Origin of the sequence: Sorangium sp. So ce1014 (genome assembly GCF_051521505.1) — a bacterium.
Taxonomy (GTDB): Bacteria; Myxococcota_A; Polyangia; order Polyangiales; family Polyangiaceae; genus Sorangium.
Genome location: NZ_CP150356.1, coordinates 9910373 through 9931919 on the forward strand (window position 1 = coordinate 9910373; position 21547 = coordinate 9931919).

At 73.8% G+C, this 21547-nt stretch carries 17 protein-coding genes; 11 read left to right on the forward strand and 6 right to left on the reverse strand.

The window, feature by feature from the left end; all coding sequences use genetic code 11:
* Positions 1-216: 216 nt before the first annotated feature.
* The 3 genes from lepB to WME75_RS37570 all read left to right on the forward strand — a co-directional run bounded on the left by lepB (position 217) and on the right by WME75_RS37570 (position 3746).
* Positions 217-1671, forward strand: a complete 1455-nt coding sequence (gene lepB / locus WME75_RS37560; RefSeq protein WP_437481328.1) for a signal peptidase I — start codon at positions 217-219, stop codon at positions 1669-1671.
* Between the two features lie 113 nt (positions 1672-1784).
* Entirely contained in the window at positions 1785-2459 is a 675-nt protein-coding gene (locus WME75_RS37565; RefSeq protein WP_437481330.1) for a hypothetical protein, read from the forward strand.
* A 117-nt stretch (positions 2460-2576) separates the two neighbouring features.
* On the forward strand, positions 2577-3746 hold the full coding sequence (locus WME75_RS37570; RefSeq protein ID WP_437481332.1) for a zinc-binding dehydrogenase: 1170 nt from the start codon (positions 2577-2579) through the stop codon (positions 3744-3746).
* Positions 3747-3751: 5 nt separating this feature from the next.
* Here the strand turns inward: WME75_RS37570 and kbl are convergent, their stop codons facing one another.
* Positions 3752-4942 carry a glycine C-acetyltransferase gene (gene kbl, locus WME75_RS37575; RefSeq protein WP_437481334.1) on the reverse strand — a complete coding sequence of 397 codons (1191 nt, stop codon included), beginning with the start codon at positions 4940-4942 and terminating at the stop codon, positions 3752-3754.
* Positions 4943-5208: 266 nt separating this feature from the next.
* Between kbl and WME75_RS37580 the strand changes: the two genes are divergently transcribed.
* Entirely contained in the window at positions 5209-6291 is a 1083-nt protein-coding gene (locus WME75_RS37580; protein ID WP_437481336.1) for a hypothetical protein, read from the forward strand.
* A 32-nt stretch (positions 6292-6323) separates the two neighbouring features.
* A complete protein-coding gene (locus WME75_RS37585) occupies positions 6324-7736 on the forward strand; it encodes a DUF4331 domain-containing protein (RefSeq protein ID WP_437481338.1) in 1413 nt (470 codons plus the stop codon).
* Between the two features lie 39 nt (positions 7737-7775).
* Here WME75_RS37585 and WME75_RS37590 read toward each other — a convergent pair whose 3' ends face one another.
* Positions 7776-8828: a hypothetical protein gene (locus tag WME75_RS37590; RefSeq protein ID WP_437481340.1), complete on the reverse strand. Its 1053-nt coding sequence runs from the start codon at positions 8826-8828 to the stop codon at positions 7776-7778.
* A gap of 179 nt (positions 8829-9007) precedes the next feature.
* Here WME75_RS37590 and WME75_RS37595 point away from each other — a divergent pair, with 179 nt between their 5' ends.
* Positions 9008-10369, forward strand: coding sequence for a tetratricopeptide repeat protein (locus WME75_RS37595; RefSeq protein ID WP_437481341.1), 1362 nt, complete (start codon positions 9008-9010; stop codon positions 10367-10369).
* Positions 10370-10469: 100 nt separating this feature from the next.
* Here WME75_RS37595 and WME75_RS37600 read toward each other — a convergent pair whose 3' ends face one another.
* The gene (locus WME75_RS37600; protein WP_437481343.1) at positions 10470-10931 is read right to left on the reverse strand and encodes a hypothetical protein; all 462 of its coding nucleotides are present in this window, start codon (positions 10929-10931) and stop codon (positions 10470-10472) included.
* A 14-nt stretch (positions 10932-10945) separates the two neighbouring features.
* On the opposite strand from WME75_RS37600, the gene WME75_RS37605 reads away from it, so the two are divergent.
* On the forward strand, positions 10946-12013 hold the full coding sequence (locus tag WME75_RS37605) for an endonuclease/exonuclease/phosphatase family protein (RefSeq protein WP_437481345.1): 1068 nt from the start codon (positions 10946-10948) through the stop codon (positions 12011-12013).
* Positions 12014-12059: 46 nt separating this feature from the next.
* On the opposite strand, the gene WME75_RS37610 is transcribed toward WME75_RS37605, so the two are convergent.
* Positions 12060-12773 (reverse strand): hypothetical protein, encoded by a 714-nt coding sequence (locus WME75_RS37610; RefSeq protein ID WP_437481347.1) that lies wholly within the window; start codon positions 12771-12773, stop codon positions 12060-12062.
* Between the two features lie 230 nt (positions 12774-13003).
* A complete protein-coding gene (locus tag WME75_RS37615; protein ID WP_437481349.1) occupies positions 13004-14041 on the reverse strand; it encodes a polysaccharide deacetylase family protein in 1038 nt (345 codons plus the stop codon).
* Between the two features lie 477 nt (positions 14042-14518).
* Here WME75_RS37615 and WME75_RS37620 point away from each other — a divergent pair, with 477 nt between their 5' ends.
* Entirely contained in the window at positions 14519-15079 is a 561-nt protein-coding gene (locus WME75_RS37620) for a hypothetical protein (protein WP_437481351.1), read from the forward strand.
* Here the strand turns inward: WME75_RS37620 and WME75_RS37625 are convergent.
* Positions 15045-15785 (reverse strand): ComF family protein, encoded by a 741-nt coding sequence (locus tag WME75_RS37625; RefSeq protein WP_437481353.1) that lies wholly within the window; start codon positions 15783-15785, stop codon positions 15045-15047. The two genes, WME75_RS37620 and WME75_RS37625, sit on opposite strands and share 35 nt — an antisense overlap.
* A gap of 152 nt (positions 15786-15937) precedes the next feature.
* Here WME75_RS37625 and WME75_RS37630 point away from each other — a divergent pair, with 152 nt between their 5' ends.
* From WME75_RS37630 to WME75_RS37640, 3 genes are all read left to right on the forward strand, one after another.
* Positions 15938-18925, forward strand: coding sequence for a GYF domain-containing protein (locus WME75_RS37630; RefSeq protein WP_437481355.1), 2988 nt, complete (start codon positions 15938-15940; stop codon positions 18923-18925).
* A complete protein-coding gene (locus WME75_RS37635; protein WP_437481356.1) occupies positions 18922-19779 on the forward strand; it encodes a hypothetical protein in 858 nt (285 codons plus the stop codon). The genes WME75_RS37630 and WME75_RS37635 overlap by 4 nt, the downstream gene beginning before the upstream one ends.
* Before the next feature lie 195 nt (positions 19780-19974).
* Positions 19975-21444 (forward strand): alginate export family protein, encoded by a 1470-nt coding sequence (locus WME75_RS37640; RefSeq protein WP_437481357.1) that lies wholly within the window; start codon positions 19975-19977, stop codon positions 21442-21444.
* Positions 21445-21547: the final 103 nt, after the last annotated feature.

Below are 21547 nucleotides of genomic sequence, written 5' to 3' on the forward strand. Positions count from 1 at the left end.
CGGCGAGGGTGACGACGAGGATGACGACGAGGATGACAACGACGGACCGCTCGTCGCCTGCCGCGCCTGCGCACTTGCCGCGGCGAGGGGCGGCGTATACATAAGCTCTCTCTTGCCGCCGCGCCCCGATGAATGCCGCCGCGCCCCGATGAACAACCCCAGAGCGTACCGTCGGTCGCGGCCAATCGGCCCGCTAGCTCGGAGTTCAGACCCTCGATGAGGGGAAACGCTAGCTCGGAGCCCCGCGTCAGCGCGGCCAAGGCGACCGGAGGCGCGGACCCGCGCGGAGCCGGCAGCGCTCCTCCGCCGGGAGGCAGGGACGGCCGGGTGCTGCGCTTCCTGTTCCACCTCGTGTGGATCTGCCTCGTGCCGTTCGCGCTCGCGGTCGTGAGCGTCTGGCTGCTCACCCCGTCGTCCGAGAGCGGGAGCACCCAGCCGCTCCGCGTCTTCGTCGGCGAGCAGCAGATCCCGGCCGGCATCGTGCTCTTCACGATCTTCGCGATGATCTTCTGGCGGTTCCGCCACGAGCTGCCGTTCGCGTCGGCGATCGGCGTCGGCGGCCGCCGGGACATCCCGCCGAAGGCGCGCGCCCGCTTCGAGGACGCCGCGGCGCTCCTCGAGGAGGCCCACCGGATCCTGCGCAGCCGCAAGCGCGACGTCGAGCGCGAGCTGACGAGCGGCGAGCGCGAGCAGGTGATGCAGGCGATCGCCGCCCTCGAGCGCACGATGAGCTCCGAGACGTTCGACGCCGACGAGTTCGACGCCGCCCACAGCCGCGCCGATCGCGCGGTCGGCGAGCACCTCGGCCGCTGGCGCAAGGGCGAGATGCGCGAGTACGCCGAGTCGATCGGCATCGCCGTCGCCGTGGCGCTCCTCCTGCGCGCCTTCGTCGTCGAGGCGTTCAAGATCCCGAGCGGCTCGATGATCCCGACCCTCATGGTCGGCGACCACATCTTCGTCAACAAGTTCACCTACGGCCCGCTCATCCCCTGGACCGACCAGCGCCTCTTCCCTCGCCTGCCGCCGACGCGCGGCGACGTGATGGTGTTCAAGTTCCCCGAGAACAAGGAGCAGGATTTCATCAAGCGGACGATCGCCGTCTCGGGCGACACGCTGGAGGCGATCAACGGCCGTCCCATCCTCAACGGCTGGCTCGTCCCCCACTGCCACGTCGGCCCGTACCGCTACGAGGGCCGGCAGGCGGAGCTGTTCGTCGAGTTCCTCGGGGAGAAGTCGTACTTCACGCTCTACGACATGAACCCCGACGAGACGATGTGCGTGGCGAGCGACGACTGCACGCCGGGCTCCACGTGCCGGGGCGGCGTCTGCGGCATGCTCCAGGGCCCCTTCAAGGTGGCCGCCGACGAGGCGTGGGTGATGGGCGACAACCGCAACAACAGCCACGACTCGCGCAGCTGGCGCGGCGGGCTCGGCGCGGGCGTGCCCTTCGAGAACATCAAGGGGCGCGCGATGTTCGTGTGGATGAGCTTCGGTCCGGGCGGCGGCATCGCGCAGGATCGCCTCTTCGTGAACGTGATGGGCCGCCCGAAGCTCCCCGGCGCCCACGAGGCGACCCTGCAAGAAGGCCTCGACAAGTGCCTGCGCGAGCGGCCTCCCGTCTCCGAGACGACCCCGCCGCCGGCGCCCGCGCGCGTGCCATCCAAGCGCTGAGGCCGCCAAAACGAGCGCGCGGGGGGAGCTGCGCTCCCCGCGGGGCTCGTGTACGGTGCCCCGGCCTCAGGCCGACGCAGCGAGTCCCCCGGCCCGAGGAGACGGAGGAGACGATGGCACGTGCGGTCGAGATGTGGAGCCTTGTGCTCGCGGGCAGCTTGCTCGCTGGAGCAGGGTGCAACAAGGAGGGAGCCTCGACGACGAGCGCAGCGACCTCGGCGGAGCCCCCGGCGCCCCCCGCGCCCCCGGCGGCGCCCGCCGCGACGGACCTCGTCGGGTACGTGGCCACCTACCCGACCATGGAGCCCCAGCCCGGGCGCCGGCGCCTGCTGCAGCAGTTCGCCGTGCACCCGTCGGCGGACGCCCAGTCGAAGGAGCTCGCGCGGCTCGACAGCGGCGCGCTCGTCGACCTCAAGGCGAGCTACAAGGACTGGATGCTCGTCGCCTTCCAGAGCGAGGGCCAGCCCACGCTCGGATGGATCGAGCTCAAGACGAACGACAGCCGCGCGACGACCGCGACGGACGCCGACGTCCCCCAGGCGACGGCGACCCCTGCGCCCAAGACGGCCGATGCGGGCGCCCCCACCGGCGGGGCCACCGGCAGCGACGCGGGCACGACCGGCAGCGACGCAGGGGCGACCGGCGCCGGCACGACCCCCGACGCCGGGACGACCGGCGATGCAGGTGCGGCCGGCGCCACCACGACCCCCGACGCGGGCGCGGCGGACGGCGGCACGGGTCGGCGCAAGATCGAGCTGAAGAGAGGGGTAGAGCTGCTGAAGAAGTGAGCAGCCCGAGCGCAATTTTCTGATGGGCGCTCGCTCGTCCACGCGCCACGCTACACACGCCTGAGGCGCCCGAGCGCCAGCTGCGCGCCTCGGAGCCGGGAGACAGGAGCCAGGTGCATGAGCGACGCGATGTGGGCGCTGACGTACAACCGCGAGAAGCAGCCGTGGGAGTCCACCGTCGGGCTGTCGAAGGACGAGGTCGAGCGCCCGGCGATCGACGAGGCCAAGGACTACCGCGACCGCGCGAGCGTCCTCGTGAAGCCGATCATGACGGGCTTCTGCGGCTCGGATCGCGGCATCTGGTTCCGCAGCGCCTTCAAGGACATGATCTTCAAGTCGCTCGATCGCGACCGGAAGGCGGCGCGCACGATCGGCCACGAGCTGCTCGGCCGCGTCGTTGACCTCGGGACCGACGCGCGCCGGACGTTCGGGCTGGAGGTCGGCGACATCGTCTCGACCGAGAGCCACATCGCCTGCGGCGCCTGCTACCAGTGCCGCGTCGGCGACACCCACGTGTGCGCCGACGACAAGATCATCGGGATCAGCGAGGATGGCTGCTTCGCCGAGCTCGTCAAGCTGCCGGCGAAGAACCTGTGGCGCACCGACATCGCCAGGATCCGGCCCGAGGTCGCCGCGGTGCAGGAGCCGTTCGGCAACGCCGTGCACGCGTGCACCAAGGTGAACCTCCGCGGCAAGCGCGTGGCGATCTTCGGCTGCGGCACCATCGGCCTCTTCGCGGTCGCGATCGCGCGCGCGATGGGGGCCGTCTACATCATCGGCGTGGAGCCGGCGGAGCGGAACGCTGAGATGGCCGGCCGCCTGGGCGCCGACGTGGTCCTGCGCCCGCACCGGGCGAGCCCCGACCGGCCCCACGCGAGCGATCCGGAGCTGACGGAGCAGGTGCGCAAGCTGACGGACGGGGTCGGCGTCGACGTCGTGCTCGAGATGAGCGGCGTGAACAGCAGCGTGAACAACGCGATCCACGCGGCGAGGCGCGGGGGCGACGTCATCCTGTTCGGTCTGAAGAGCGGCGACGCGGTGATCGAGAACTTCGACCGCCTCATCGTGGACGGCATCAGCCTCCACAGCGTGATCGGCCGCCGCATCTTCGAGACGTGGCACATCACGCGCCACCTGCTCGAGTCGCGCGATCCGAACATCCACGACCTCATCTGGGAGGTCGTCCTGAACCGGGGCCAGGGGACGGTGTTCGACTTCCAGGACTACGACGCGGCGGCCTTCCAGGAGGCGATCTCGAGCCACCCGAAGGTGATCCTCCGGTACTGAGCCGGTCAGCCGACGACGCCGAGCTGCCGGCCGACCTTCCGGAAGGCCTCGATCGCCCGGTCGACGTGCGCGGGCTCGTGCGCGGCGGAGAGCTGCACCCGGATGCGGGCCTCGCCCTTCGGCACGACGGGGTACGAGAAGCCGATGACGTAGATGCCCTCGGCGAGGAGCGCCTTTGCCATCTCGTTCGCGAGGCGCGCCTCGCCCAGCAGGATGGGCACGATCGGGTGGATGCCCGGCCGGATGGTGAACCCGGCCTGCGCCATCCCCTGCCGGAACCGGCGCGCGTTCTCCATCGCTCGCTGGCGCAGCGAGGGCTCGGCGTCGATGAGGTCGAACACGGCGATCGAGGCGCCGGCGATCGCGGGGGCGAGCGTGTTGGAGAACAGGTAGGGCCGCGAGCGCTGACGCAGCAGATCGACGATCTCCTGCCGGCCGGTCGTGAAGCCGCCGCTCGCGCCGCCGAGCGCCTTGCCCAGGGTGGAGGTGATCACGTCGATGCGGTGCAGGACCCCGCAGAGCTCCGCGGTCCCGCGCCCCGTCGGCCCGATGAACCCGGTCGCATGCGAGTCGTCGACCATCACCATCGCGCGGTACTTGTCGGCGAGATCGCAGAGGGTATCGAGCTTCGCCAGATATCCATCCATCGAGAACACGCCGTCGGTGGCGATGAGCCGGAGCCGCTTGCCGGCGGTCTTGCGGAGGATGTCCTCGAGAGCGGCCATGTCCCCGTTCGGGTAACGGTGCCGCTCGGCCTTGCAGAGGCGGATGCCGTCGATGATCGAGGCGTGGTTCAGCGCGTCCGAGATGACGGCGTCCTCGTCGCCGAGGAGCGTCTCGAACAGGCCGCCGTTCGCGTCGAAGCAGGACGAATAGAGGATCGCGTCCTCGGTGCCGAAGAAGCGGGCAATCCTGGACTCGAGCCGCCGGTGCAGGTCCTGCGTGCCGCAGATGAAACGGACGCTGGAGAGGCCGAAGCCGTGCGAGTCGATCGCCTGCTTCGCCGCGCCGATGACCGCCGGGTGCGACGACAGGCCAAGGTAGTTGTTCGCGCAGAAATTGAGGACCTCGACGCCCCCCTCGGTCCGGATCGACGGCCCCTGCGGCGTCGCGAGGATCCGCTCTTCCTTGTAGAGGCCCGCCGCACGGATGTCCTCCAACGCCCGTGCGTACAATGACCGAGCGACATCGAACATGGCTGTCGTTATAAAACGGGGCTGCCAGCGGGTCGACGGGGGAACGCCGTACGGCCGTCCCGCGCGGCGCTGCTCACCGGCCTGAGCGCCGGCGGGCGACCCCGGACACGAGAGGCAGGATGCGCGGGGCTTTGTCGCGCGTGGCGCGGCCGCGGCCTACTCGATCCGGGAGGGCCGTGGCAGAACGGCCGCGTTCGGCGCCGCGCGATCGCCGTGCGGCTCGCGCGAGCCGGGCGCACGAGCGACGCTGCCGGGGAGGAGCAAGCATGACGGAAGCCAGGGGGGACTTCCGGCGAAGCGCCGGTGTGCTGTGCGCGGTCGCGTCGCTTGCGGCCGCCGCGGGCCACCCGGGTTGCAGCCGCGCGGAGGACGCGCCTGGACGGACCATCGCGGGCTCCGCCGCGGGGACGGCGGGCGCGGACACGACGAGCGGTACGAGCGGTACGAGCGGTACGGGCGGTGGGGGCGGCGCAGGAGGCGATGCTCCCTATGCGATCTCGACCCTTGCCCCGGCGACGGCGTTCGACGCGACGCCGGACGCGGGCGCGGCGTACGTGTACTTCACGGGCATCGACGCGGGCGGCAGGGCCGGCGTCTTCAGGACCAGCGCGCACGGCGGCGCTGGCTCCACCGAGATCGCGGCTGGACCGCCCTTCGTCGCGCCGCTCGGGATCGCGGCGAGCGCGGGCGGCGGCCGGCTCTTCGTGGCCGATCCGGGCGCGGGCAGCGCGGCGCTCGACGACGCGGGCGCCCTGTTCGCGATCGACCTGCCCGGCGGCGCCGTCACGCCGGTCCGCGGCGGCGAGGGGATGCGTGCGCGCGGCCTGGAGGTCGTCCGCGGCGCGGACAGCGAGGAGCGGATCGTCTTCTCGGGGCGCGATCGCGACGGGGGCCAGCCCGGCGTGTTCGCCCTGCCGTCCGGCGGCGGCGAGGCCTCCGCGATCGCGACCGGGAGTCCGCTCGTCGATCCCAGCGGCGTCGCCGTCGCCAGCGGGGGCGACATCTTCGTCTGCGACACCCTCGCGAGCCCCGACAGGACGGCGACCCTCTTCAGGATCGAGGATGGCTTCGTGAGCGTGTTCGCGACCGGGCTCCACGTCGGCTATCCGTGCGGCCTCGCGCTGACGCGCGACGACGCGGCGCTGCTCGTGCTCACGCGCAACGTGGCCCGAGGCGCCGACGAGGTCGTGCGGATCGAGGTGGCGTCCGGGGCGCGCTCGGCGACGGCCACCGGCGCCCCCAGCCACGACGAGCCCGGCGGGCTGCACCGGGCGAAGGGCGCCGACGTCTTCGCGTTCGTCGATCACAGGGCCCAGGAGCAGGGCTCGGTGTTCCTGCTCAGGCAATGAGCCGCAGAGGAGCGATGGGAGGACCCGCACGCATGATCCAGAGACCGTCGCGCGCCGCCGCCGTCTTCGCGGCGTGCGTCGCGCTCAGCGCACCCGGCCTTGCTACAGCGTCGAGCCACCGCGAGGCGCCGGCGATCGCGGGGGATCCGGCCGCCGACAACACCGATCTGTACGCGTGGGTGGAGGGCGGAAACCTCGTGATCCTCGCGAGCTACAGCCCGCTCGAGGAGCCCGCCGGCGGGCCGAATTTCCACGGCTTCTCGGACGACGTGCTCTACGAGGTGCACGTCGCCCGCGGGCCGTCGAGCCTAGAGGACGCGCTGACCTACCAGTTCCGGTTCTCGACCACGCCGTACCGCGCGGAGGATCCGGCGGGGCTCACGCCGGCGCCGAGCGGCGGCAACGAGTTCTTCGCGCAGCTCGCCGGCGCGGAGCAGACGTACACCATCACGAAGATCGAGGGCGGGGCGTCGACGGTCCTCCTCGCCGACGCCCCGGTCGCGCCGCCGAACATCGGGAGGCGGACGAACGAGCTCGCCTATCAGATCACCGGCGGCGGCTACCCTGCCTTCGCGACGTCCTCGAAGTTCCTCAAGCGGATGGCCGGCGGCGAGGGGCGCGCCTGGGCCGGGCCGCGCGACGACGGCTTCTACGCGGATCTCGGCCGGGCGTTCGACCTCGCGGGGCTGTGCCCGCTGCTCTCGGCGCCGAACCCGTCGTGCACCGCGCGCGACAACCTCGCCGGCTTCAACGTGCACACGCTCGCGCTCGAGATCCCGCTGGCGATGGCCAACGGCGGAGCGGAGCCGACGCGGGGGCCGAGCGACCGGCAGACGCTCGGCATCTGGGCCTCCGCGAGCCGACGCAAGGTGCGGATCCTGCGCGCGAACGGCAAGGAGGACGGCCTGGGTCCCTGGGTGCAGGTGTCGCGGGTCGGCCTGCCGCTCGTCAACACGTGGATCATCGGCCTGCAGGACAAGGACAAGTACAACCGCGCGCACCCGCGCGACGACCTCGCCCACTTCGGGGCGTACTTCCTGAACCCGATCCTGGTGCGTGACGCCGAGTTCGCGGGCCTCTACCGGGCCGGCCAGCCGCTCGCGGCCTTCGATCCGGAGGCGCTCAAGCAGAACCGGACCGATCTCATCGACAGGTTCAACCTGAAGCCATCGAGCCTCGGGGGACACAGTCTGGAGACCGTCGGCGACGTGCTCCGGATCGATCTGGGCATGCCGTCGGGCTTTCCGAACGGCCGCGCGCTGGTCCCCGGCGCGGACCATGAGCAGACCGACGTCACCGACGCCCTGTTCACGCTCCTCCTGACCGGCGCTCCCGGGGCGACGGCGGGCGACGGGGTCGCGGCGAACGACGCGCGGTTCCTGCAGGCCTTCCCCTACCTCGCGACGGCCTGGGAAGGCGCGACCCAGGGCCATTTCCGGCCCTGAGCCGCCCGGCGCGGCCCAGCGCGGCACGCCGCTCGTCTGTCACGGCGCCGCGCACCGCATCCCGCACACGCCGCCTGCGCCGCCCGCGCGCCCGCCCGGTCGAACGCACGCGGCGCGGCACTCGCCGTCGCGCGCGCAGGCCGCGCCCTCGGCCCTGGGCGCGGCGCAGCGCCCGTCCACGCAGCGCGCGCCGGGCGCGCAGAGCCCGCCGAGGCAGGCGGCGCCGGCGGGAGGGAGCGGCGCCGCGCTGCAGCGCGCATCGACGCAGCGACGGCCCCGCCCGCAGTCGGCGTGCGCCTCGCAGCGGCCGCCGGGCGGGACGTCGTCCGCGCACGCGCGCCCGGCGCAGCGGCCGCGGCACTCGGGGTGCGACTCGGCGTAGCGCGTCTGGCGGGTGACCGCGGCGAGCGCGTCGACGGAGAGGCCGCAGGGGCCCGCGGCGCGCGGGGCGCGGCAGATGCCCGCGTCGGTGGGCCCGGCGCCGTCGCAGCGCAGCCCGTCCGCGCACTCGAGCGACGACCGGCACCGCGCCCCCTCGCCGAGCGACCCCCGCACGATCCCCTCGCAAGCAGGTGGGACCGGGGCGGCGAGCGGAGAGACCCAGTCGCACCCCTCGAGCGATCGCCCCATCGCCTCGACGCAGCGGCTGACCTCGTCGGCCGAAAGCGTCACCGCCTTCGCGCGCGCCGCGAAGCTCAGCGCGCGCGCGCACTCGGCGCCCGCGTGGAAGCCCGCGCCGCCGCCGCAGCACGCCGCCTTGCGCCGCGCGGGGAGCGCGTGCAGCGCCTCGCACAGCCGCGCCGCGAGCGGATCCGGCTCGCCCTCGGCCTTCGGATAGACGGGGGCGATCTCGTCGCCGGCCAGGGTGTCGGCCGGCGCCGTCGTCGAGGAGCCGGCGTCCAGCGAGGGCGCGGCGGTCGCACCCGCGTCCGGCGGGGGCGCGGCGGTCGCACCCGCGTCCGGCGAGGACGCGGCGGTCGCACCCGCGTCCGGCGAGCTGCGCTGCGCGCGCGCGCAGGCGGCGACGAGCTGCAGGAGCAGCGCCGCGGCGCAGCGCCGTCGCAGGCGGTCGCCATCCGTCGAGACAGGCAATGCGATCTCCTCCGCGCCGCGCGCTGCTTCTCGATCGAGCGATGCGCTGGAGCGGCGAGCTTGCCGGCGCAGACCGGCGAGGCAAGCTCTTTCACGACCGGATCGAGGTCGCGACGCCCCGGCGAGAGGCGCGGCTCGCCCCGGGCGGAGCTCCAGCGCGCCAGGAGGTCAGCGCTCCGATGCTGCGACGAACGGGTCTCCTCTTCGCCTGCGTTGCCCTGAGCGGAAGCCCCGGTTGCACCGAGCGATCGCGCGCCGAGGCCGTCCCGGCGGCGCCGGCGTCGCTCGAGCGCCCCGCCGCGGCGCCAGCGCCCTCGAGCCTCGACGCGGCGCGCGGGCTCGCCCTCGCGGCCCCGGCGGGCGCGAGCGCCGTCGATCGCGAGATCGAGGCGCTCTCGCGGCGGCTCACGAAGGCGCCGGGGGGCGCGGATCTCTGGAGCGCGCTGGGCTACGCGTGGATCAGGAAGGCGCGCGCGTCGAGCGATCCGTCGCTCTACCTCCGCGCTCACGCGTGCGCGGAGGTCGCGCTCGCGCTGGCGGACGGCGATCGCGCGTCGCTCAACCTGCTCGGCCTCGTGCTGCTCCACGATCGCCGGTTCGCCGAGGCGCGCGACGCCGCCGAGCGGATCCTCTCGCGCGATGAGGGCGACGCGCGCGCGCTCGGGACGCTCAGCGACGCGGCGCTCGAGCTCGGCCACTTCGAAGCGGCGGCCGCGGCGGCGCAGCGGATGGTCGACCAGCGGCCCGGCCTGCCGTCCTACGCGCGGGCCGCGCACCTGCGCTGGCTCCAGGGCGACGTGGCGAGCGCGAAGCGGATCATGCGCCTCGCGATCGACGCGGGCGATCCGCGCGAGCCCGAGGCGCTCGCGTGGACCCTGGCGCAGGCGGCCGCGATGTTCTGGCACGAGGGCGACCACGAGGCCGCGGACCGGGGCTTCGAGCGGGCGCTCGCCGCGCAGGACGCGTATCCACCGGCGCTCGCCGGCAGAGCGCGCGTCGCGCTGGCCCGCGGCGCCTTTGGGCGCGCCGTCGAGCTGCTCGAGCGGGCCCACCGGCGGAGCCCGGAGGCGGAGATCGCGTGGCTGCTCGGCGACGCCAGGACGGCAGCCGGCGACCACGCCGGCGCGGCGCAGGCCTACGCCAGCGCGGTCGACGCGGGGCGTAGGTCGGACCGCCGGACGCTCGCGCTGTACTACGCGACAAAGGGTCTCGATCCCGACGAGGCCCTGCGGCTCGCCGCCGCGGAGCGCGCCCTCCGCGGGGACGTCTACACGGAGGACACCCTCGCCTGGGCGCTGTACCGCGCCGGCAAGCTGCCCGAAGCGCGTGCGGCGAGCGACAGAGCGCTGGCGCTCGGCACCAGGGACGCGCGTCTGCTCTACCACGCGGGGGCGATCCGGATCGCCCTGGGCGACGTGAAGCAAGGCGAGCAGCTCGTGCGGGCTGCGCTCGATCTGAACCCGACGTTCGACAGCACAGGGGCCGCCGAGGCCGAGCAGCTCCTTGCGCGGCGCAAGCCCCTCGGCGGCTCGGCCCGCTGACGGGCTCGATGTAGCTGAACACGCGAGGTGCGCCGTGCTCGAGCGCGCAAGTCAGGCCGAGGAAATCTCGACGTCAGCGACGTCAGCGACGTCAGCCACGTCAGGGGTCGTATTTCACCGTCGACGGGACCACCAGCGGTGGAGGAGCGATTGCGGGCTGCGACGGCGCCGGAGCGGGCTCATCGGTGTCTCCCGCGCCCGGCTGGCTCTTGGGTGGTTGGCCGTGGAGCTCGCGGAGCCGGGCGGGCGCGGGCTCGATCGCCGTCGGGGCCTCCTCCGTCCCTTCGCCCTCCCCTGTCGCGACAGGGGGTATGCTCACGGCGGGCGGAGGTGGGACGAACATCCTCGGCACCCGGATGGAACGGGCGATCGACGCGACCTCGGGGAAGCTCGTGGCCATCCGCTCGACAAACGCTGCACGGGCCGCATCATCGGGGGCGGTCGCCGACGCCTTCGCGACCCGCAGCGCCGACCAAAGCTCATAGTACCAGGCGGAGAGGGAGGCATGCGCTTCCAGCAGGTCACGAATGGTATCCTCGGAAACGATGATGTTCTTGCCCATGGGCGAGAGGATACATGACCGAGCGGCGCCTCCCACCTGGTTCGAACGGCACAATCCCCGAGGACTCGGCGCCCGACGGCCGCTCCGCGAGCGCTGCGGTGCACGGCGCTCGCCGCGGCGCCGAGGCGCCGGTGGACGGCGGCACGCCGCTCAGGATCATCACCTATAACGTCCGCTACTTCGGGCACGGCACGCGGGGCATCGCCTCGACCAGCGCCGCGATCACCCGGATCGCGACGACGCTGGCGGGGCTGTCCCCGTTGCCCGATCTCGTGTGCCTCCAGGAGGTGGAGACGCAGTCGCTGCGCTCCTCGACGATGAACCCGCGGTGGCACCCGGAGGAGACGCAGCTCGAGCGCCTGATGAGCGAGCTGCACGCGGCGCTGGCGCATGCAGAGCGGCCCGAGCGCTACGTCGCCTACTACTTCCCCGCGCACACCTACAGGCTCACCTCGCGGACGAACATCTACACGACCGGGCTCGCGGTGATCGCGCGCGACACGTTCCGCATCGGACACCACAACGCAGAGCGCCCCCACGACATCACCCACCGGCGGAGGGTCAAGAGCCTGAAGCAGACGCGCATCTGCGCGCACGTATCGTTCGAGCACGAGAGCGGGCAGAGCTTCGATGTGTTCAACACCCACCTCAGCCTGCCGAGCGTGTTCTCGAGGGAGTTCTGGACGGGCGAGGCGCGGATGGGGTTCGGACCGAACCAGCTCGAGGAGGCGCGGGTGCTCGCCGACTTCGTCCGCCGCGAGCAGCGGACCGACAACTTCGTCGTGGTCGGCGACTTCAACTCGCTGCCGGGCTCGCCGGTCGATCGCTTCCTGCGCGAGGAGATCGGCTTCGTGGACGCGTTCGCCAGGGTCCGCTGCCTCTCCGAGCGCGAGGCGCGCGCCTTCCCGACGGCCGGCTTCATGAACCTGCGCATGCACCTCGACCACGTGTACTCGTCCGAGCGCCTCGACTGGATCGACTTCGCGGGCACGCACCCGTTCGGGCACAAGGGCGCGTTCGCCGGGCTCTCCGATCACGTCCCGCTGATCGCGCGCTGCCGCCTGCCGGGCGACTCCGGCTGATCGCCGCGCCGCGCGGCGCTGCCGCCCCGAGCGCGGCGCCGTGCGCTCACCCCGGCAGCCAGAGCAGGTCGTCCATGATGGGCTCGAGGCACGCGGAGATCTGGGGGCCGAACTCGCCGCCGCACGCGAGCTTGCCGAAGCAGGCGCGGACCTCCTGGCGGCCGCGGCTGTTCATCGCGCCGATCGCCCGCTCGAGCTGCGGGCCGAGCCCGTCCTCCAGGCTCTGCCGGCAAGTGTCGTAGTCGAGGTCTCCGCACCCCGCGAGGCGGCCGCAGAGGACGGCCATGAACGGGGCGAGATCGGAGCGCGGGAGCGTGGTGGCCGTCATCGCCTCGGAGCCGCAGCGGCTCACCTCCTGCGCGTAGGCGGCGGTGAAGGGATCGCCCTCGAACCGCCGCAGCGCTGCCAGCGAGCACTCCGAGGTGGCGCGGAGCATCGCCGGCGAGGCCATCGTCGTCATCTGGGTGCATTGCTCGAACTTCGGCCAGCCCTTCGCCTGCTCGGTGGCCCGCTCGTAGAGCTCCTCGAGGTACACGCACCACGCGCGCTGGGCCTCGCGCTGCTCGCGCTGCTCGACGGTCGCCTTCCGCTCCCCCCGCCCGTCGCGCGCCTCGGGCGCGGGCCGCGCGGGGGCCTTGGCGGAAGCCGCAGGTGGCGGTGAGCCACCGCATCCCGAGGCGAGGGCTGCGGAGATCAGCGAGGCCGCGCCGAGCAGGTAGAAGGCGGCGCGGGAGCTGCGACCACGGATTGTGCCTTTCACGAGAGCCTCCTTCGTCGGACAGGCTGCGAAGCAGCTTCCTGGCCACCGAGGCCATGCGCGTGCAGAACCGGCCCAGCGACGGTGCACGTGCACAGCTCAGGCCACGCGCGCGCCGGTCGAGGCAGCCACGAGCGAGCGGGGGCGCTCGGGGAGCGCGGCGGCGGACGCGGGGAGCGCGGCGGCGGACGCGGGGAGCGCGGCGGCGGAGGGGCGCGGGGGGCTTGGCTCGATCAACGGCCGGCCCGAGAGCCGGGCCGCTGGCCGATGAGCAGCTTGAGCTTGAAGAGGGCGCCGATCTGCCCGCGGTCCATGGCGATGCGCGGGAAGTTCAGGGGGTCGAAGGACGAGAGCATGCAAAGGCCGGAGTTGTTGGTGAAGCCGATCTCGAAGCCGGCCTCCTTCACGGCGCGATGGAACGCGCCGCACAGGCGGTATCCGACGGGGTAGGCGACCGCGTGCACCGCCTCGTTCAGGGCCTCGGAGAGGACGCGGCGGGAGCGCGCGAGGTCGCGCGTGGCCTCGTCGGGCGACAGGGTCTGAAGGACCCGGTGGCTGTGGGAGTGCGACTGCACGTCCATGCCCGCCCGCCGCAGCGCCGCGATCTGGTTCCAGTCCATGATCGTCCTGGCCGCGAGCGCGCGCTCCTCGCCGAGATCGATCGACACCCCCGTGGCGCGCTCGATCTCGTCCCACAGGCGCCCGATGTCGACGCCGGACGTGCGCTTGAAGGTCTGGCAGACGCGCGTCGCCGCGGCGATCGGGTCGCGGAGCGGCTCGAGCACGAGCTTCGTGGGGTAGGCGATCTCGACGCGCGCTCTCCGGCACCGGTGCATGAGGAGCGCGACGCGGTCCCACCAGAAGAGGCGTCCCCTGTCAGGGTACTCGGTGGCGATGAAGAACGTGGCCGCGACGCCGGCGCGCTGGAGGATGGGCAAGGCGACGTCGTGGTTGTCGCGGTAGCCGTCATCGAACGCGACCATGACGGGGTTCGGCGGGAGCTTCCGGCCCTTGGCGAAGAGCCGCACGTCCCGGAGCGACACCACCGTGCAGTGCGCCTTGATGACCGCGAGCTGCTCCTCGAACTCGCGCGCGCTCACCTCGGCGACCCCCGGATCGAGCTCGTCCACGTCGGAGAGCTCCGCGATGCGGTGGTAGGTGAACACGGAGAGCACGGGCAGCCGGAGCTTCGCGCGCAGCCACAGGAAGCGATCCAGGAGCCCGAGGGTGTCGAGCACCCCGGCGGCCAGCGCACGACGACCGCGCGGCATCCCCCTGCGAATCCACGTCAGTGGATGTGCGACGACGTACACGAATGTATTCCAGCACACAAACAGCGTCCGTGCTTGCTTTCCGGAGCGGCTCCGAAGGAAACGCTCCAGTGCGCCGTCTGGTGGGCCGCCGAGCGGGAGAGTTCGGTTCGGCAGCGGACGATGCGGCTAGACTGACGGCCGATGTTCTCGACGGACGCGTCCCAACCTGATTCGGCCGAGAAGGCATCCCAACCTGGGTCGGCTGAGGACGTGCCCCAACCTGGGTCGGCTGGGGACGTGCCCCAACCTGGGTCGGCTGGGGACGTGCCCCAACCTGGGTCGGCTGGGGACGCGCCTCAACCTGGGTCGGCTGGGGACGTGCCCCAACCTGGGTCAGATGGGGACGCGCCCCAACCTCGGTCGGCTGGGAACCACCCGTCGAAGCCGATCTCGCCGCTCGGCACCATCGGAGTTGCGCTCACGACGGCAGCCGTCGTGTTTGCGCTGGGGATCTACGCGGTCGAGACGAGCCTGCCCAGGCTGGAGACGCGCAGCCGAGAGGCTCTGCCGGCAAAGGCGGCGGGCGACGGCCCTGCGCGCGTCATCGCCGCAGCATCGAAGCAAGCGGACGCTCCCGAGCAGCTGGCAGCCCCGCCCCCGGCGAGCACGACCGACGCTGCGGCACTGGCCGCACCACCGCCGTCGGACGCCGAGCCGCCGGCGCCTCCAGCACCGCCGAGCGCCGAGCCGCCGGCGCCTCCAGCACCGCCGAGCGCCGAGCCGCCGGCGCCTCCACAGCAGCCGGCCGTCGAGGCCGGAGCGAGCGCTCCGCCGATCCCACGCCCCGGCTACGGCTTCCTCAAGCTCAACTCCTCCCAGAACGCGACCGTGTACGTGCTGGGCGTGGCGGTGGGGCCCAGCAATCAGCCCATCGAGGTGCGCTGCGGGCGCCGCTTCGTGCGGATCGGGGAACCGACGCCCGACGGCACGCGATGGCTCACCGAGGGCAGGAGCGTCCGCATCAAGTGCGGGACGCTGACGGAGGCGAGCTTCTGAGCTCGTCCGCGCCGCTCTCGGCGGTGGCGAGGACGAGATAGGTGACCGAAGCAGCCCCCGCGCCGAGGAGCGCTTCCCGGCACGCCGCGAGCGTGGCGCCGGTCGTGGCCACGTCATCCACGAGCGCGACGCTCCGGCGCTGGACGCGCTCCGGCGCGCGGACCCGGAATGCCCCCACCACGTTCTGCAGGCGGAGATCGCGCGAGAGCTGCGCCTGCTGCGCGGTGGACCGGACACGGCAGAGGGCCCGCGGGGCCAGCGACGCCGGAAGTCCGTCAGCGACGTGCGCGGCCAGCAAGGCCGCCTGGTTGTACCCCCGCTCGGCCAGACGGCGCGGATGCAGCGGCACCGGGACCACGAGGTCGACGCTCATCCCCGCCTCACGCGCCGCGCCGAGCAGCAACCGACCGAGCGGACGCGCGAGATCCGGGCGATCTCCGTACTTGAAGCGCCGGATCCCCTCCGCGAGCGACCCGCCAAACGGAGCGAACGCGACGAGATCGGCGCCCGCGGCGGCGCTGGAGCCCGCCGCCTCTCGCGGCGGACGCTCTGCGTAGGGCACGGCGGTCCGCGCGCAGTCCGAGCAAAACACCGCGGCATCTGCGATGAGCGCGTCACAGCCAGCGCAGGACGGCGGGCTGAGCGCACGCGCAGCGGCGGCGGCGAGGAAGCGGACAGCGGCGACGAGGGCGTGGGAGGGGCTCATGGGCTGGCAGCCCGATCGTCGTCAGGAGCGAACGCGCGGTTGCGCGAGCGCACGAAAGAAGATCTCTTTGCAAAGAACGCGCGGTACGATCGCGGAGCCGTGGATCACGTCCTGAAATTCAGGCGCTCTCGCAGGGGGAAGAGGGGCCGCCGTTGAGCGCGTGGCGATGGACGGATGAGCGCGGCGTCCAGCGGCTCGTGAGCACCGCCGAGCTGCGCAGCGCGCTGGCCGCCGGGGTCATCCCGGGCTCCACGCTCGTGTGGCGCCAGGGTATGGAGGCGTGGGCGCCGGCTTCCAGGCTGCCGGAGCTCGCCGACGCCGCGCAGCTCCGCCGCAAGCCGGAGGCGGGCGCCGCTGCGCCCGAGGAGCCGCCCGCCGGGGAGTCGGCTCGCGACAGCAGCGCGACGCTGGAGCTCGAGCTCGTCGAGGAGCTGGACCCGGCGCCCGCCCACCCCGGTCAGCGCACCGGCCCAGCGTCCCCGGACAGGTCCGCGAACGAGCGGAGGCCGGCGGCGCACCCGAGCCGAGCCACGGCGCGCCCGCGCCCGCAGCCGCCGCCCCCGCCGCCGCGGAAGCGCGAGTCCATGAGGACGCTCACGGGGGTCGATGTTCCGGCGAGCGCGCCGGCCAGCGGACAGAGCGCTCCGATCGTCGTGCCAGCGGCGGGCGGAACGTTCGACGCGGGGGTCGCCCGCGCGATCACGCAGCTGCCCCGCTACGACGGTTCCTCGACGGGCGACGAGGGAGCGCCCGCTATCCCGCGCGCGCCGAAGCTCCCCTCAGCGTCGGAGGAGCACGAGGATACGTCGTCCGGTCAGCGTCCGGCCGGCGACGCAGACGTGGCCGCGGGCGGCGCCGGCGCGACGAGGGACGGCGACGGGCCCGCGGCGCCGAAGCGCGCGCCGGGCGCGGCAGCGCCCAGCAGGCCGGGCGCAGCGCCGAGGGCCGCGGGCTCGTCGCCGCGCGCGGCGAGACCGCCCCGGCCCCCGCCCCTCCCTGTCGGCCGCGATGCGGCGGCCGCCGGCGCTGCGCCGCAGAACGATGCGCGCAGCAGCGCGGATCCGGGCGCCGTCAAGCCTCTCTCGGCAACGCCGCCCGCGCCGTCGAGCTCCAGCCGGGGCACGAAGCGGCCCGCGCCCGCGGCGGGACGCACCGTGCCGCCGCCGCCCGTGCCGGTCCGGTTCCCCGCGGTTCCTGCGAGGAGGCCTTCGGGCGCGCAGACGCCCGAAGCGCAGGCTCGGACGGCGGCAGGCGCGAGCGCCCTCGTGCGCCTCGGCTCGCTCCCCGCGCCGCCGCCGCGCCCTCCCGCGGAGGCTCCCCACGCGACGCCGGTGGCACCGCCGCCGCTGCCCTTGCAGCCGGCGGTAGCGCTCCCGTTGCCCCCGGCTCCCCCGATCGCCGCCGCCGACGCAGCGCCCATCTCGAGCGCCGCCGCCACCGCGGCGCTCGAGGCCAGTGGACCTCGCCTTGCAGGCCTTGCGAGCCCGGCGACGTCCGGCGACGGTCTCCTGCCCCGCAGCGCCGAGAGCACGTCGGTCGACGACGGCCGGGATCCCTCCGCGAGCCGCGCCGACAGCGAGGCCCCCGAGCCCTCCACCACGACAGTACCGCACCGCGAGGCCAAGGAGCACTCCGCTGCGCCCGTGCCCAGCGAGACGAAGCGCTCCCCCCTGCCCGACGATGCGTCGATGGGGCGCCGCGAGTACGCGACGATCCCTTCGGCCGGCGTCGGCGCAGGCTCGCCGCAGGGGAGCCCGGCCGCGCGCTCATGGCCAGGCTTGCTGCCCGGGCTGCAGAGCTCGCAGCGCGGTCCAGCAGCCGCCGACGCGCCGCTCTCGCCGGGCCAGCGCTCCGATCGCAGCTCCGTCCCGGGATCGAGCGGCGGCCCGCCCGCGCTCGATCCGCGCGCGCTCGCGGCGCAACGCGCTCAGCCGCCCCTCGCGGGCTCGTCGAGCACGCTGGCGCGGGGCGATGGCAAGCGCTTCTCCACGGCGGTGTCCGTGCCGGTCTCGTCGCTCCTCGGCATCTGCGGGGCCGCGGTGCTCATGAGCGTCGCCGCCTTCTTCGCGGGGCGCCACTCCGTCGCAGCCCCACGGCGGCCGCCGGTCGCGACGGCGCGCCCCGCGCTCGGCGCCGCGCAGGACGTCGCGCGCTCGGCGATCCCCGTCCCGCTGAAGCCCTGCTGGGTGGCACGCCAGCCGCAGCAGTGGGCGCCGCTCGTTGCGAAGAGCATCCCCTTCGAGGTCACGGCGACGAAGGGCGGCAAGCTCCTGGTGGGCTACGCCAAGAGCGCCATGGAGGCCGTCGGCCTCGAGGTCGATCCCGCGACCGGCGAGCGGAGCGAGCGGTTCTCGAACCGAGAGGCCGCCGACATCGTGAGCATCTCGCCGGTCGAGGACGCCTTCACCGTCCTCACGTCAGCGCAGCAGGCCATCCGCTCCCCGGTCAACGTCCCGGGGCCACGGCCATTCGTCGTCGGTCTGGCGGACGGCGCCGTGGTGGCGGCCGACGACCCCGGCGCCACGCCTTCCCGGCTCTGGCCGGTGCAAGGCGACGAGCCGCTCGAGTCGCCGCGCGCCCTCGCGGCCGGGGCCCGCGGTTACGCCGTCGCGTTCCGCCGCGAGAAGGCCGTGTGGACAGGCTGGCTCGACGCCGAGCGCAGGCCCGCCGGCGAGCTCACCCGCGTGACGGGCTCCGGAGGCGCGATCGGCAAGCCGTCGCTCGGATGGAACGAGCGCACGCTCGCCGTCGTCTTCGCCGATCGGCCGATGGACGGGCGATGGGAGATCCGCGCCGGGCAAGCCGCGTCGGGCGATATCCCCGCGTCGACCCAGGTGATCCCGCTCCCTTCCGGCGGCCCTGGCGGCGACGCGTTCGCGCCGGACATCGCGGGGCTCAGCGATGGCCGCTGGCTTCTCGTGTGGACCGAAGGCCCTCCAGGGAGCCGCGCCATGCGCGCGCAGACCTTGGCGCCCAACTTCTCCCCGATTGGAGATCCGATCGCGCTCTCGCCCCCCGCCGGGAACTTCGGCCAGGGCGTGCTCGGCGTCTCGCCGCGATCGGGCTACGTGGGCGTGGTGTTCCTCTCGAAGCCCGCCGCGAGCTACGAGCTCTGGGGGGTCATCCTCCAATGTGGATGACAAGGGCCTCGGACGGCGTGAGCCGACTCCGGGCGGCGGCGCTGGCGCTGCTGCTCGTCGCGGCGCACGCGCCAATGATCACCGCGTGCGCCGCGCAGACGTCGCAGATCGAGCAGGGTCGGGCCCTGCGCACGGGCAAGCAGCCCTACGACGAGTTCTTCGAGGCCGCGCGCGCGCTCCGCGAGGAGACGCTGAAGGCCGAGGAGCTCGCGGACGCGGCGCAGGCCGAGCTCGCGCGCGCGCTGGAGGTCGATCGCAGGTCGACCGGCGATGCGATGCTCGACGCGGCGCGCGCGCGCGCCGCGAAGCTCCGCGCGTCGGGCGTGCGGCTCCACGTCGAGCTCGTGCCAGAAGCGCGGCTCGTGAACGCCCGGGGCGGGCGCTCGCCCGACGCGGACGACAGGGGCGTCATCGAGGCGTTCGAGGCGTCCTTGAAGAGCTCCCTCGCGGCGGCGAAGCAGCTCGGTGAGCTGTCGAGGCGCGCCGCGGAGCTCGAGAAGCAGCGGGCGTCGCTGGCTGCCGAGTCGGCCGAGGCCATGGCGGGCGATCCGCAGCGCCGCGATGTGAAACGCGAGCTCGCTGCGACCGAGCGCGTGCTCGCCGAGGCGGGCGCGTCCGCCGAGCGGCACGCCGGCAGGGCGTCGAAGCTCGCGCTCGATCTGGTGCTCGCGGTCGATGCAGGCGGCGCGAGCGGCGCTCCGGCGCGGCGGGGCGCGGCGAGGCGACCCCTGTCGAGGCAGCCTGCCGGCAGCGTCAAGGCGCCGCCGCAGCGCGGGAGCGGCGCAGGGGCCGCGCCGAAGCCGCCGCCGCCGCCGCCGCCGCCGCCGCACGGCGAGGACGATTTCGATCCCTGACGCCGCCGGCGCGGCGGCTCGCGTTTGTCCGACGCCGGCACCGCCGGACGGGAGCGGCGCTGCTTCCCCACTTGTCCGACGAGCGTCGGGACGCCTATCCTCCGCGAGCGATCCAGGAGCGCGGCCCGCCTGAACGCCGCGCGCCGGGCCGCGCATCTGCCGTTCGACGACCCCGCGCTCCGGCCCTCCTCGCTGATGATCCGATCCCTGCCGTTCGCCTCCATCGCTCTGGGATCGGCGCTCCTGGCGATCGCGCTCGCGCCCCGGACTGCGGCGGCTCAGGCGCCGCCGCAGTCGGAGGGCGTGCCCCTCGGCGGGTTCACGTTCCGCCCGTCGGTGAAGCTCCGGCTCCGCGGCGAGTTCCGCCGGTACCCCGTGGACACGGGCGGCGACGTCTACAGCTCGAACGCGGTGCTCGCCGAGGGCTTCGGGGGCGCGCTGCCGCCGCTCCTCGACAGCGGCAACGTCGTCAAGACCCAGTGGTTCTTCGCCCAGCGCGCGCGCCTCGGTCTGGCCGTCGATCACGGGCCCGTCACGAGCGTCCTCACGCTGCAGGACGCGCGGCTCTGGGGGAGCGACGACGCGATCTTCGTCGGGGCGGGCGAGCCGTCCCTCCCGGAGACGGCGCCCTACGAGGCTTACGTCGACCTGCACACGCGCTCGGGACGCCGCGCCTTCGTCCGGCTGGGCCGGCAACGGATCGCGTGGGGCGACGGTCGCCTGATCGGGGCGGACGACGAGACGCTCACCGCGCGCTCGCTCGATGGCGTGCGCGCAGGGGTGCAGCTCGGCAACGTCGACCTCGAGGCGATGGCCGTGCTCCTCGCGGCGCCTGGCGGCGCTCCGCCCGAGGTGGCCGGGACGCGCAAGCCCATCTCCGCCGGGACGGGGACGCAGCTCTATGGCCTTAACGCGATCTGGCGCGTCGCTCCCCTGCTCCACCTCGAGGCCACGGCGCTCGCGCGTATCGCCCGCGAGCCGCGGCCGAGCTGGCTCACGCCCGGAGATACCGTGGTCCTCGACGCGCGCGTCTCCGGCGAACGTCGGGGCTTCCGCTATGCGCTCGAAGGGGCCTACCAGCTCGGCCGCGTCGCCACCTTCGGGGCCGATCGCCCGCTCGGCGCGTTCGCGGCCGCCGCGCGGGCGGCGCTCGAGACCTCCCTCCCCGCCCGCCTCACCTTCAGCGCCCGCGGCGCCTACGCGACGGGCGACGACGGCGCGCTCGAGGAGGGCGAGACGCAGCGCCGCTTCGATCCGATCCTGCCCGACGCGCAGGACAACCACGGCCCCATGGGGCTCTACGCGTGGTCCAACGTGATCGAGGCGGGCGGAGGCGTCCGCGCCTCTCCCCTCGAGGCGATGACCGTCGCCGCCGGGTATACGTTCGTCGGCCTCGCCTCGCCCGGGGGCAGGTGGGTGACCGCGCGCCTCCTTCCAGTCGGCGCCGCCGCTGACAACGAGAGCCGGACGCTGGGCCACGAGATCGACGTCTCGCTCGCCTTCCAGCCGTGGGAGTCGCTGCGCTTCGCGCTCGGCTACGGCCTGTTCATCTTCGGCGACGGCGCCCAGGCGATCGTCGGGAAGGCGAACCGCGCGCACGACGACGGCCGCCCGGCAGACCTGCAGCAGTGGGCGTTCTTGCAGACAACCCTGAGCGCCCCCTGAGGCGAGCCAGAGCTACGCTTGGCCGCGCGCACCGCCGTGCTGAGCGCCCCTGAGACGAGCCAGGGCTACGCTTGGCCGCGCGCGTCAGTGCGCCGCGTGCGCC